The organism is Streptococcus sp. 449_SSPC, from assembly GCF_001073005.1.
GTDB classification, from domain to species: domain Bacteria; phylum Bacillota; class Bacilli; order Lactobacillales; family Streptococcaceae; genus Streptococcus; species Streptococcus salivarius_F.
Genome location: NZ_JVGR01000002.1, coordinates 26,275 through 38,206, shown reverse-complemented (window position 1 = coordinate 38,206; position 11,932 = coordinate 26,275). Strand labels below are relative to the sequence as shown.

Below are 11,932 nucleotides of genomic sequence, written 5' to 3'. Positions count from 1 at the left end.
GAATGAAAGTATCGATTATTTGTACCAATTATAATAAGGGGGATTGGGTACGAGAAGCTATGGATAGCTTTCTCAATCAGAAAACAAATTTTGATTTTGAGATTATTATCATTGATGATGCTTCAACAGATCATTCGTATGAGATTATTCAAGAGTATCAAAAAAAGTTTCCTGAAAAAGTTAGAACTTTTCGTAATGAAGTGAATCTTGGCATTACTAGAACATGGAAAAAAGTTTGCCAAGAAGCTAAGGGTCAGTACATCGCGAGATGTGATAGTGATGATTTTTGGACGGACCCATTAAAACTTCAAAAGCAAGTTGATTTGCTAGATGCTTCAACGGATTCACTATGGTCAAATACCGAATTTGACATGGTAGACCTAGACGGAAATCTTATCCAAAAAGATGCCTTTGCTAATAAGGCACTTCCTTTGATTGAATCTTACGAAGAGATGCTTGTCATGAAAGGAATGACAATGGCTTCAACCTGGTTGGTTGATACCGCTCTTATGCAAGATGTATCTGCTCAAATTAGCGATACAGCCGCAGACGATACATTTGAGTTGCAACTTGAATTATTCAAACGCACTAAAATTTCTTTTTTGAGTGATTCCACTACTGTATATCGTATGAATTTGGGATCTGATTCAAAACCTATGACATTGGAGACTGCTGAAAGGCGGTTCACTGGTATCTTAGATTCTCAAATTAAATATCTCAACAAGTATCCAGATCAGGATATTCAAAGAATTTCACACTTGGCCCTCGTTAAGGATCGTGATTTGGATATCTTAGTTTTTAAAAAAGACCGTCAGATAGAAGACTTGAATTTGAAACTAAATCAGGTATCACAGATTTCTCATGACCAAAATGAGTATATTGAAATCTTGAAGAAAGAAAATCAAGATTTTCAAAGTGAGTTGAATCGTATACAGAGTTTATATGATGACTTACAAATCCAATATAACAGTGTTGTTACTTCGAGAAGATGGACAATACCAACTAAAATTATTAATTTCTTTAGGAGAAGTAAATGAAACGTCTATTGCTTTATGTTCATTTCAATAAATATGATCATATTAGTCGACATGTATTTTATCAACTTGAACATATGAGACCCTTGTTTGATAAATTGGTTTTTATTTCAAATAGTCGTCTTAGTGAAAGTGAAGTACAAAAGCTTCGTGATAAACACTTGATTGATGATTTTATCCAACGTGAGAATAAGGGTTACGATTTTGCTGCTTGGCATGATGGTATGGAATTTGTTGGATTTGATAACTTGAAACAGTATGATTCTGTCACTGTTATGAATGATACCTGTTTTGGTCCTCTATGGGATATGGCACCAATCTATGATAAATATGAATCAAACCTAAATGTAGATTTTTGGGGTATGACTAATCATCAAGGAATCAAGGCTGGTGATATTTATATTCATGAACATTTGCAATCTTACTTTATTTCATTTAAAAAACGTTTAGTTGAATCTAGTATTTTCCAAAAGTTCTGGAAGTCAGTTGAGAGTTTCGAAGATGTTCAAAAGGTAATCGATAATTATGAAACTCTTTATACCAAGAAGTTTATGGATGCTGGATTTAAGTATGAATCGATTCTTAATACGATTCCACTAAATGATAAGTTTTTCCATAGTAATTTTACAATTCATTATCCTCATGTTTTGCTTGATGCAGGGGTTCCATTTATTAAGGTTAAGACATTTGATTTAACCCAGCACCTTGCACCTTATTTGCTTAAGGAAATTGAGAATAGAACGGACTATCCGGTAGAATTCATTTTGTCACACATGTCGGATATGAGTTTACCGACTCCACCTTATTTACTTGATCGCAAAGTCATTGAGGAAAGCTCAGAGACATATTCAGACACTAAAAAAATTGCTGTACATCTTCACACCTACTATGTCGACTTACTCGAAGACTTTTTGAAGCAATTTGAGAATTTTCACTTTACTTATGACCTCTTCTTAACAACGGATTCTGAAGAGAAGAAGGAAGAGATCCAGTCTATCCTTGATAAGAATGGAAAAGTAGCTCGAATCTTTATTACTGGGAATCGTGGACGTGATGTTATTCCAATGCTTAAGTTGAAAGATGAACTTTCTGCTTATGATTATATTGGACATTTCCATACGAAAAAATCACCAGAATATCCTTATTGGGTTGGAGATTCATGGCGAAATGAACTTTTCTCAATGTTAATTCAACCTGCTGATAATATTATTGCAAATCTAGAACGTGATGATAGGTTAGGGCTTGTAATTGCTGATATTCCAACTTTCTTCCGTTATACTAAAATTGTGGATCCTTGGAATGAGAATCGTTTTGCTGAAGGAATGAATGATTTATGGGAGCGTATGAATCTTGGTCGAGAAATTGACTTTGATAAGATGAATACTTTTATCATGAGTTATGGAACATTTATTTGGTTTAAGTATGATGCTTTGAAACCGTTGTTTGACCTTGATTTGCAAGATGAAGAAATCCCAGCAGAACCAATTCCTCAACATACCATTTTGCATTCAATTGAGCGTATTCTAGTTTACCTTGCATGGGCAAGACGTTATGATTATGCGATTGCAAAAAACGATATCTATATTACGCCTTTTGTAGATAATGTTGTGTTAAATATCCGACCTGATACTTTACCAAATACCTATATTAATTTTGATAATATCGGTGGTATAAAAGGTGCTCTCAAATATATTATTGTAGGTCCAGGAACTGCTGTGAAGTATATTTTGAGAAGAATAAAACGTAGATTTACATCCAAGAGTAGTAAAAATACTATGAAATAGTAATTATCCCCCTCCCACTTACGAATAGGTAAGTAGGAGGTTTTTCTTATGTATAGTATTGTAGCTGAGGAGTCGGGACTTTTGCCTCGTGAGCGACTCTTACAGAAGGGAGCAGAGGTCTTGTCTGACCAAGAGCTGTTGGCGATAGTGCTACGGACAGGTACTAGGTCTGAGTCGGTTCTATCTATGGCCAATCGTATTTTGAAAGGGATGACGAGTTTGGCGGATTTGTCTCGTTTGTCCCTGAATGAGCTTCAGAAGATTCCTGGTATTGGGCGTGTGAAGTCTATTGAGCTGAAGGCTATGGTGGAGTTGGCTAAGCGGATTGAGAAGGCTGAGTTGGCTCGTTCTGACCAGATTATGTCTAGTCAGCAGGTGGCGCGTCGCATGATGTTAGATATTGGCGACAAGCCTCAGGAGCATTTGGTGGCCATCTACCTTGATACGCAGAATCGTATTATTCAGCAAAAGACGGTTTTTATTGGTGGGGTCCGTCGTTCGATTGCTGAGCCACGTGAGATTTTACATTATGCCTGTCATCTGATGGCAACTTCCTTGATTGTGGTTCACAATCATCCTTCGGGGGAAGCCTATCCTAGTCGTAATGATATTGATTTTACTCAAAAGATTAAGCGGTCCTGTGATGATTTAGGGATTTGTCTGCTTGATCATCTGATTGTTGGCAAATCGACCTATTATTCCTTTCGTGAGGAGAGGGAGGATTTTGAGCTTTAGATTGAGCCGATGGAATAAAGACAAGAAAAAGCAACTGAGTGCAGTCTCAGTTGCTTTTAAAGTTCGTTAACGACGTATTCAAAGAGTTTGAGGTCTTCTTCACGTTTGTCTAGGAGAAGCTCTGGGTGCCACTGTACACCAAGAAAGCGAAGGTCTGGACTATTAGACTCAACAGCTTCGACTGTGTTGTCCTCAGGATCACGCGCAATGACACGAAGGTCAGAGGCCAAGTGTTTGATACTTTGATGGTGGAAGGAGTTGATAGAGGTTTCACTTCCGTAGATTTCTGCCAACTTACTGTTCTCATCAACAATCATCTCATGGTAGAGGTAATCAGAAGGCTTGTCCTGCCAGTGATGCTCAATATCTTGATGGAGGCTACCACCTAGTGCGACATTCATGAGTTGGGTTCCACGACAGATTGAAAAGATGGGTTTCTTTTGCTTAGTAGCTTCCTCGATGAGTGCCATTTCAAAGATATCCCGTTCGAGGAAGAAGTCATCTTCACTGGCATGGTTCTCTTCGTTGTAGAATTTAGGGTCAACGTTTTGTCCACCGATCAGGATGAGTTTGTCAATCATGGAGATGTAGGTCTTGGCTTCCGAAGGATCGGATACTGGTAGTAGGATTGCTAGGCCACCGGCTCTTTGAACTCCTTCTACAAAGCCAGATGGGGCATAGGACCAGTTGATGTCTTCATGGGCTGGATTAGGCCTTACATTGGCAGTGATTCCGATAATTGGTTTAGTCATTGTTTCTCCTTGATTTTTCTTCTTCTTTCATGAAATAGAGTAGGGTTTGTAGTTCGCTAGTCAAGTCTACATATTGGACCACCACATGGCGTGGAAGATTGAGGTTGACCGGAGAGAAGCAGAGAATGCCTTCAATTCCAGCCTCAACCAAAAGATCAGCCACCTCCTGGGCCTTAACTGATGGCACTGTAAGGATGGCTGTTTTGATATCTTCTTGGGCAATCTTGTCCTTAATCTGGGAAATCCCATAGATAGGAATCTTGTCTTCGGTTTGAGTTCCAACCAGTTCGTTATCGTCTGTATCAAAAGCCATGACTAGCTGCATGCGGTTACGCTCTTGAAAACGGTAGTGGAGGAGGGCACGCCCGACATTACCAACACCTACGAGGAGTACCTTGGTTGTCGCATTGTCATTAAGGAGTTCAGCGAAAAATGTCATTAGCTTGTTCACGTCATAACCAAAACCACGACGACCTAGTTCGCCAAAGTAGGAGAAGTCCCGACGAACAGTGGCAGGGTCAATCCCAATCGCTTCAGCAATTTGTTTAGAGCTTGCTTTGTCGATATTTTCACGATGGAATCGTTTGAAAATACGATAGTAGAGAGAGAGACGTTTGGCAGTGGCGTTTGGGATGTTTTTCTCAAATGTCATTGATCGCTTTCCTTTCTTTAATTAGTATGATTCTCTTATATTTTAAGAAAAGTTTGTGAAGATTGCAACAAAATAGTGTAGATGAGGCGATATAAAAAACCTATCACATGGATAGGCTATTTCTATGTAGTAAGAAAAAATTTAGACTTCTTCTTGCTCAAAAACGTTACGATCAACCAAACTCTGCATCAAGAAGTAGAATTTTTCTTGCAAGATGTGATGATCTTCATTTTTAAAGATATTAACGTTACGAAGGCCAGATTTGTCTGTGATAGACAATTTGAAGCCTGTCAAGTCTTTGTTAATAGTGATTTTGAGTGGGAAACCTTCGCCTGAGTTAGGCACTTTTTCGAGAAGGCGGTGCAACTCGTAGTTTCCGATTTTATTTTGCACAAAAGTCGTATCACGTAGAGTGAATTTTTTGACATTAGGACTGATGTTGTAACGGTACTTACAGTCAGTCAAATGAATGCTTTTTTCAAATGCCATGTTAGTCTCCTATGATTTGATTAAGTTTTTCTGCTAGGGCCTGGAGTTCTTCAGCGGTATTTTCCTCTGATAAACTAATGCGAATGGCTGTTTTTAGCTTGTCAGAATCCTTGCCATAGAGAGCCTGGATGACGTGGCTAGGGTCAACAGTTCCAGCAGTACAAGCAGAACCCGTTGAGACAGCAAAGCCTGCTAGGTCTAACAAGGTTAAGAGAGGGCCGTTTTCCTTATCAGTAAAACTGATGTTGATGACGTGAGGTAGGCTAGGTCCTCCACCATTGATTTCATAAGGAATGGTAAGGGAATCTAGAAAGGCCTGACGAATCGTTTCAACATGCTGGTAATTGTCTTGGTAGTGGTCACTAGCATGCTTGTAAGCAGCGGTCATACCTGCAATCCCGACCAGATTTTCAGTACTGGCACGGCGTTTTTCTTCTTGCTCACCACCATGGAGTAGGTTGTCAAAATGCAAATCGTTATGATAGAGCAAGCCGACACCTTTAGGTCCGTGGAATTTATGGGCACTAATAGAGAGAAAATCTGCTCCAAGTTCCTCTGGGTGAATAGGAAGTTTTCCTGCTACCTGAACGGCATCGACGTGGAAGGCAGCTTGGTGATTGGCAAGCAAGTCACCAATTTCCTTAATAGGAAGTAATTGGCCAGTCTCATTATTGGCATACATAACAGAAACCAGAATGGTATCGTCACGTAAGGCATCAGCGATTTGTTGGGAAGTAATGACTTGATTTTCTGGTTGAATATAGGTTACTTCAAAACCAAAACGCTCTTCCAAGTAGGCCATGGTGTGAAGGACAGAGTGGTGTTCAATAGCAGTTGTAATCAGGTGCTTACCCTTAGCTTGATTGGCTAGGGCGTAACCTTTGATAGCTGTATTGTTTCCTTCAGTCCCCCCAGAAGTGAAAATGAGCTTACGAGCAGGGACTTCAAATTGTTTGGCCATTTCTTCACGGGCTTCACGAAGTTCCTTGGAAGCTTGACGACCATAAGCATGGAGGCTGGATGGATTTCCAAAGGTTTCAGTCATGACATGTGTCATAGCTGAAATAGCAGCAGTATTTAAAGGAGTTGTTGCTGCGTTGTCCAAATAAACCATAGCTTAGTCCTCGTTTGCAGTGTAAGCAAAGAGTGGGCTAAGTGGTTGACGTTCGAAAATACGAGTAGTAGCGTTAGCGATTAGCTTACTTGCTGAAATGTATTTAACATTTGTAGGAACATTTTCTTTAGTTGCAACTGAATCTGTCACCAAGATTTCTTTAATTGGAGCAGCGTTGAGGACTTCAGCAGCACCTCCTGCAAAGAGACCGTGACTAGCTACTGCATAGATGTCTTTAACGCCACCACGTTCAAGGATTTTAGCAGCTTCAGCAAACGTTTTACCAGTGTTAAGGATATCATCAACCAAGATTGCTGTTTTTCCTTCAACCTCACCGATGATGTAGCCTTCTTCACGTTCTGAATCATCTTGAGCGTAGTCAATGATAGCGATTGGTGCATCAAGGTAGTCCGCCAAGCTACGAGCACGTTTAACACCCGAGTTTTTAGGGCTAACAACGACAACATCACTTCCTGTGAATCCTTTTTTGTTGTAGTATTCAGCAAACAAAGGCATTGTGAAGAGGTTATCTACTGGGATATCGAAGAATCCTTGAACTTGGACAGCGTGAAGGTCAAGCGTCAAGAGACGATTGACACCAGCTTTAACTAGCATATTGGCAATCAATTTAGCAGTGATTGGTTCACGTGACGCAGCGATACGGTCTTGACGTGCATAACCAAAGTAAGGCATAACAACGTTGACAGAGTTAGCACTGGCACGTTTGCAGGCATCAATCATGATGAGCAATTCCCAAAGGTGGTCGTTAACAGGGTTGCTAGTAGATTGGATGATATAGATATCGTCCCCACGAACAGACTCTTCAATGTTGATCATGATTTCACCGTCAGAAAATTGACGTGAAGATACTTTACCAAGTGGCAATCCAGTAGCCTCAGCAATTTTTTCAGCAATTTCTGGGTTTGAGCTGAGCGAGAACAATTTCAATTGTGGGTTTGCTTTTTGATGTACCATGACGATGGTGACTCCTTTAAAAAAATAAGATGCTAAGCCCAGTTAGGGCTATTGTAATAAAACTACAGATGGTTCTATTTTAGCAAAAAGAAGCAGAAATTTCAGCCATCAAAGTATGATATTAGTGAAAAATACCGAACCTTTGTTAGATAAAATTCCTTTGTATGCGTTTTTAGACCTCTGGAAGTCATTTATGAGATAAAATGCTTGTAGTATTTAACGCTGCATGTGTTTAAACATAAAAAAACAAGGAGCCAACTCCTTGTCTAACTTTTAGTCTTTGTCTCGTTTGAGGGTAGCTACAAAGCGTGCAACCTTACTCTTGGCATACTTAAAGTCAATGTTATTTTCTTTAAGGAAAGCATCAAAGTCGTCTTTACCTTTCTCGGCATCCGAAACTTCTAGTTCAAGCTCGTAGTCTTTCTTATCAGCATAGACATTGACATCGAGGGCCATGAGGCCGATATTAGTCTGGTACTCGCGACGGGTTGTGGTCAAATGTCCGAGGATGGTTAGGTCCTCAAGTTTAACCCCACGTTCCAGAAGAATGGATTTGATCTGACAATCAGGAAAGTCCAGCGACTTAGTCAAAGCCTTAGCGTCCGCACAATCCATGGTAACGTTGTACTCCATGTTCCCGACTTTTTCAGGGATCTTCAAGGTCAGCTCACCATGAGTGGGAAGCGTCCTGATACGCAAGGAGAGTTTTTTATTTCTCATGTCACTCTGAGGAGTGTCGATGTAGTAGTTGGTTTGCGTAACAGGTGTCACATGGGAGAAAAGCATCGCTAAACGATTGTACTCGTCTTTGGTGAGTAGAGTCTTGTACTCTATCTCTAAATGGTTCATGTGTGTCCTCCCTTGTGCTTTCAAATGTGGTATAATATAACAGATTGTATTTATTTTATAAAAAACTAAAGCTTTTGACAAGGAGGAGTCCTATCTTGACCATGGATTGGGAACAATTTTTAGACCCCTATATTCAGGCCGTAGGTGAGCTCAAAATCAAGCTCCGAGGCATTCGTAAACAATTTCGTAAGCAAAATCGTCACTCGCCCATTGAGTTTGTGACGGGACGTGTGAAGTCAGTGGCTTCCATTGAAGAGAAGATCGCCCTTCGTGGCCTTTCGATTGAAAATTTGGCTCAAGATATGCAGGATATCGCTGGTCTCCGAGTCATGGTCCAATTTGTCGATGATGTGGATGAGGTTTTGGCCTTGCTTCGTCATCGTAGTGATATGACTATTGTTTCAGAGCGAGACTATATCAGAAACCGTAAAAATTCGGGTTATCGCTCTTATCATGTTATTATATCTTATCCCGTTGATACCATAGGTGGTCGTAAGGAAATTCTTGCAGAGATTCAGATTAGGACTTTGGCCATGAACTTTTGGGCCACCATTGAACATTCCCTTAATTACAAGTATCAGGGGAATTTTCCTGAGGAGATTAAACTTCGCTTGGAAACTACGGCCCGCATGGCTTATGAGCTTGACGAAGAAATGCGGAAGATACGTGATGATATTAGAGAAGCCCAGTTGCTCTTTGATCCAATTAATAGAACTTTGAAGGATAGTGTAGGAAATAGTGATGACACAGATGAAGACCTCTTCGGATGAGATGAAGGTAGCTATTATTGCCAATGGCAAACCCCAAAGTAGGCGTGTTGCCTCGAAACTTTTTAATGCCTTTCGAGATGATCCTGATTTTTATTTGACCAAGAAAAATCCAGATGTGGTCATCTCAATTGGTGGTGATGGCATGTTGCTATCGGCCTTTCATATGTATGAAAAAGAGCTTGCTCGTGTGCGTTTTGTAGGGATTCACACGGGTCACTTAGGCTTTTATACGGATTATTTGGACAGTGAAGTAGATCAATTAATTGAGACGCTTCGAAAAGACAGTGGTGCTAAGATTTCTTACCCTCTTTTGAATGTTAAATTGACCCTGGCTGATAGTCGTTCTTTTACGTCGATTGCCCTTAATGAAGCAGCCATCAAGCGTAATGAGAAAACCATGGCAGCAGATGTTTGCCTTAATGATGTCTTGTTTGAGAGTTTTCGTGGTGATGGACTGTCGGTGTCAACGCCTACAGGATCAACAGCCTACAATAAATCTTTGGGTGGTGCTGTCCTTCACCCTACTATTGAAGCCTTGCAACTGACTGAGATTGCTAGTCTTAATAATCGTGTGTATCGTACCCTAGGTAGTCCCCTTATTGTGCCTAAGCATGAGAAGATTACGGTTTATCCTACCCGAATGGGAAGCTACACTTTGTCTGTTGATAATAAAACCTATACCAACCGCAATGTGAAAAAGGTAGAATTCTCAATTGACCAACGTAAGATTTCCTTTGTGGCTAGTGCTAGTCACACCAGTTTCTGGGAACGTGTACGTGATTCCTTTATCGGAGACATGGAAGAATGAGATATGAGTTTACAGTAGGGCGTTCTTGTCGGGTTAAGACCTTTTTGAAGGAGCACGATATTTCTAAAGGACTACTGGCCAAGATTAAGTTTGAGGGCGGTCATATTTGGGTCAATGGCGAGGAGCAGTTTGCGACTTATCCTGTCCATGAAGGAGACGTGATTGCCATTGAAATCCCTGATGAGGCACCGCACGAGACCTTGAAACCTATTCCTTTTGACTTGGATATTGTCTATGAGGATGACAACTTCTTGGTGATTAATAAACCTTATGGCTATGCTAGTATTCCAAGTGTCAACCATGACAATACTATGGCTAATTTCGTCAAACATCACTTCGTTAGCAATAATTATCCTAATCAGCGTGTGCATATCGTGACACGTCTGGATAAGGATACATCCGGTCTCATGTTGTTTGCTAAGCATGGTTATGCCCACGCGCGTATGGATAAACAGTTGCAGCAGAAGTCTATTAAGAAACATTACTATGCCTTGGTTGAAGGTGATACAAAACTTGAGGAGCAGGGTGAAATCATTGCACCGATTGCGCGTGATGTGGATTCTATTATTACACGTCGGGTTCATAAATCAGGGAAATATGCCCATACAAGCTATCGCTTGGTTGGTGATTATGGTAGGGTTAAACTGGTTGATATCAATCTTCATACCGGACGAACGCACCAGATTCGTGTGCACTTTGCCCACTTAGGTTTGCCTCTTTTGGGAGACGACCTTTATGGCGGTTCCCTAGATTATGGTATTAAGCGCCAGGCCTTGCATTGTCATCGCCTTGCCTTTATTGATCCTTTCACCAAAAAAGAGATGGTCCATGCATCTTCCTTGACAGATGATTTTGAAACCGTTATCATGAACTTACAAACTAAAAAAGATTGATTGAGGATTTTTTATGCGTAGTCTATTTGGTGAACTTCGTGAACGTATTTTAGGGAAAGGTGTTAAGATTGTTTTTCCTGAGGGTAACGACGACCGTGTGGTTCGTGCTGCTGCCCGTTTGAAATTTGAAGGATTGGTGGATCCTATTATTTTGGGAGACCCAGTTGAGGTTCACAAAATCTTGAGTGATTTTGGCTTTGCAGACTTTAACTATACGATTATTAATCCTGAAGCCTATGAAGGTTTTGAGGAAATGAAGGAAAAATTTGTTGAGATCCGTAAAGGAAAAGCAACGATCGAAGATGCAGAGAAGTTGCTTCGTGATGTTAACTATTTCGGTGTTATGCTAGTTAAACTTGGTCTTGCTGATGGAATGGTTTCAGGTGCCAGTCACTCGACAGCGGATACAGTACGTCCTGCCCTTCAAATTATCAAAACAAAACCAGGCATTTCACGTACATCAGGTGTTTTCCTTATGAACCGTGAAAATACCGATCATCGTTTGGTGTTTGCCGACTGTGCCATCAACATTGAACCAAATGCTCAAGAATTGGCAGAAATTGCAATTAATACTGCTGAAACAGCTAAAGTTTTTGGTATTGATCCTAAAGTGGCCATGCTTAGCTTCTCAACAAAAGGTTCTGCTAAATCGCCAAAAGTTGACAGGGTTGTTCAAGCAACAAATATTGCCAAAGAAATGCGTCCTGACTTGGCTATTGATGGTGAATTGCAGTTTGATGCAGCCTTTGTTCCAGCAACAGCTGCCATTAAGGCTCCAGATAGTAACGTAGCAGGACATGCCAATGTCTTTGTCTTTCCAGGTTTGCAAGCAGGTAACATTGGATATAAGATTGCCCAACGTTTGGGAATGTTCGAAGCTATCGGTCCAATCTTGCAAGGTCTTAATAAACCTGTTAACGACCTTTCACGTGGGGCTAGTGCTGAAGATATTTACAATTTGGCGATTATCACAGCTGCTCAAGCTCTTAATGGCTAATTTTAACTTAGAAACAGAGGTTTAACCTAGGTGTTAGGCCTTTTTGTTTTATGCATGACTGGTGATTAAAAATAAATCGA

General features: G+C 40.4%; 13 protein-coding genes. 7 read left to right on the top strand and 6 right to left on the bottom strand.

The features are described from left to right. The first annotated feature begins 2 nt into the window (after positions 1 to 2). Genes ADH51_RS00185 through radC form a run of 3 tightly spaced genes read left to right on the top strand, consistent with a single transcriptional unit; the run spans position 3 to position 3,553 of the window. Positions 3 to 1,037, top strand: a complete 1,035-nt coding sequence (locus tag ADH51_RS00185; RefSeq protein WP_048673724.1) for a glycosyltransferase family 2 protein — start codon at positions 3 to 5, stop codon at positions 1,035 to 1,037. Beyond that, entirely contained in the window at positions 1,034 to 2,818 is a 1,785-nt protein-coding gene (locus tag ADH51_RS00180) for a rhamnan synthesis F family protein (RefSeq protein ID WP_048673722.1), read from the top strand. The genes ADH51_RS00185 and ADH51_RS00180 overlap by 4 nt, the downstream gene beginning before the upstream one ends. A gap of 48 nt (positions 2,819 to 2,866) precedes the next feature. After that, complete coding sequence (gene radC / locus ADH51_RS00175) at positions 2,867 to 3,553, top strand: RadC family protein (RefSeq protein ID WP_048673720.1); 687 nt, start codon at positions 2,867 to 2,869, stop codon at positions 3,551 to 3,553. Positions 3,554 to 3,609: 56 nt separating this feature from the next. Here the strand turns inward: radC and ADH51_RS00170 are convergent, their stop codons facing one another. From ADH51_RS00170 to ADH51_RS00145, 6 genes are all read right to left on the bottom strand, one after another. Next, the gene (locus ADH51_RS00170) at positions 3,610 to 4,305 is read right to left on the bottom strand and encodes a gamma-glutamyl-gamma-aminobutyrate hydrolase family protein (RefSeq protein WP_014634832.1); all 696 of its coding nucleotides are present in this window, start codon (positions 4,303 to 4,305) and stop codon (positions 3,610 to 3,612) included. Continuing rightward, the gene (locus ADH51_RS00165; RefSeq protein WP_037611833.1) at positions 4,298 to 4,957 is read right to left on the bottom strand and encodes a redox-sensing transcriptional repressor Rex; all 660 of its coding nucleotides are present in this window, start codon (positions 4,955 to 4,957) and stop codon (positions 4,298 to 4,300) included. The genes ADH51_RS00170 and ADH51_RS00165 overlap by 8 nt, the downstream gene beginning before the upstream one ends. Before the next feature lie 141 nt (positions 4,958 to 5,098). Beyond that, on the bottom strand, positions 5,099 to 5,446 hold the full coding sequence (locus ADH51_RS00160; protein WP_037603045.1) for a DUF1831 domain-containing protein: 348 nt from the start codon (positions 5,444 to 5,446) through the stop codon (positions 5,099 to 5,101). Between the two features lies 1 nt (position 5,447). Next, positions 5,448 to 6,560 carry a cysteine desulfurase family protein gene (locus tag ADH51_RS00155; RefSeq protein WP_048673710.1) on the bottom strand — a complete coding sequence of 371 codons (1,113 nt, stop codon included), beginning with the start codon at positions 6,558 to 6,560 and terminating at the stop codon, positions 5,448 to 5,450. A 3-nt stretch (positions 6,561 to 6,563) separates the two neighbouring features. Further along, positions 6,564 to 7,535 (bottom strand): ribose-phosphate diphosphokinase, encoded by a 972-nt coding sequence (locus ADH51_RS00150; protein WP_048673708.1) that lies wholly within the window; start codon positions 7,533 to 7,535, stop codon positions 6,564 to 6,566. 273 nt (positions 7,536 to 7,808) lie between these two features. Then, on the bottom strand, positions 7,809 to 8,384 hold the full coding sequence (locus ADH51_RS00145) for a CYTH domain-containing protein (RefSeq protein ID WP_002886838.1): 576 nt from the start codon (positions 8,382 to 8,384) through the stop codon (positions 7,809 to 7,811). Between the two features lie 95 nt (positions 8,385 to 8,479). Between ADH51_RS00145 and ADH51_RS00140 the strand changes: the two genes are divergently transcribed. From ADH51_RS00140 to pta, 4 genes are read left to right on the top strand one after another with little or no spacing between them, the layout of a single operon-like run. After that, positions 8,480 to 9,154 (top strand): GTP pyrophosphokinase, encoded by a 675-nt coding sequence (locus tag ADH51_RS00140; RefSeq protein ID WP_048673707.1) that lies wholly within the window; start codon positions 8,480 to 8,482, stop codon positions 9,152 to 9,154. After that, positions 9,126 to 9,962 carry an NAD kinase gene (locus ADH51_RS00135; protein WP_048673705.1) on the top strand — a complete coding sequence of 279 codons (837 nt, stop codon included), beginning with the start codon at positions 9,126 to 9,128 and terminating at the stop codon, positions 9,960 to 9,962. Before ADH51_RS00140 ends, ADH51_RS00135 begins: the two co-directional genes overlap by 29 nt. Next, positions 9,959 to 10,855, top strand: a complete 897-nt coding sequence (locus ADH51_RS00130) for an RluA family pseudouridine synthase (RefSeq protein WP_048673704.1) — start codon at positions 9,959 to 9,961, stop codon at positions 10,853 to 10,855. The genes ADH51_RS00135 and ADH51_RS00130 overlap by 4 nt, the downstream gene beginning before the upstream one ends. A 13-nt stretch (positions 10,856 to 10,868) precedes the next feature. Beyond that, positions 10,869 to 11,852 carry a phosphate acetyltransferase gene (gene pta, locus ADH51_RS00125; protein ID WP_048673702.1) on the top strand — a complete coding sequence of 328 codons (984 nt, stop codon included), beginning with the start codon at positions 10,869 to 10,871 and terminating at the stop codon, positions 11,850 to 11,852. Positions 11,853 to 11,932: the final 80 nt, after the last annotated feature.

What these genes read in the sequence shown, in the direction of transcription:
- ADH51_RS00135 (WP_048673705.1), top strand. Translation starts at nt 9,126, where the DNA reads ATGACACAGATGAAGACCTCTTCGGATGAGATGAAGGTAGCTATTATT.
- ADH51_RS00165 (WP_037611833.1), bottom strand. Translation starts at nt 4,957, where the DNA reads ATGACATTTGAGAAAAACATCCCAAACGCCACTGCCAAACGTCTCTCT.
- pta (WP_048673702.1), top strand. Translation starts at nt 10,869, where the DNA reads ATGCGTAGTCTATTTGGTGAACTTCGTGAACGTATTTTAGGGAAAGGT.
- ADH51_RS00130 (WP_048673704.1), top strand. Translation starts at nt 9,959, where the DNA reads ATGAGATATGAGTTTACAGTAGGGCGTTCTTGTCGGGTTAAGACCTTT.
- ADH51_RS00170 (WP_014634832.1), bottom strand. Translation starts at nt 4,305, where the DNA reads ATGACTAAACCAATTATCGGAATCACTGCCAATGTAAGGCCTAATCCA.
- ADH51_RS00180 (WP_048673722.1), top strand. Translation starts at nt 1,034, where the DNA reads ATGAAACGTCTATTGCTTTATGTTCATTTCAATAAATATGATCATATT.
- ADH51_RS00145 (WP_002886838.1), bottom strand. Translation starts at nt 8,384, where the DNA reads ATGAACCATTTAGAGATAGAGTACAAGACTCTACTCACCAAAGACGAG.
- ADH51_RS00155 (WP_048673710.1), bottom strand. Translation starts at nt 6,560, where the DNA reads ATGGTTTATTTGGACAACGCAGCAACAACTCCTTTAAATACTGCTGCT.
- ADH51_RS00160 (WP_037603045.1), bottom strand. Translation starts at nt 5,446, where the DNA reads ATGGCATTTGAAAAAAGCATTCATTTGACTGACTGTAAGTACCGTTAC.
- ADH51_RS00185 (WP_048673724.1), top strand. Translation starts at nt 3, where the DNA reads ATGAAAGTATCGATTATTTGTACCAATTATAATAAGGGGGATTGGGTA.
- ADH51_RS00150 (WP_048673708.1), bottom strand. Translation starts at nt 7,535, where the DNA reads ATGGTACATCAAAAAGCAAACCCACAATTGAAATTGTTCTCGCTCAGC.
- radC (WP_048673720.1), top strand. Translation starts at nt 2,867, where the DNA reads ATGTATAGTATTGTAGCTGAGGAGTCGGGACTTTTGCCTCGTGAGCGA.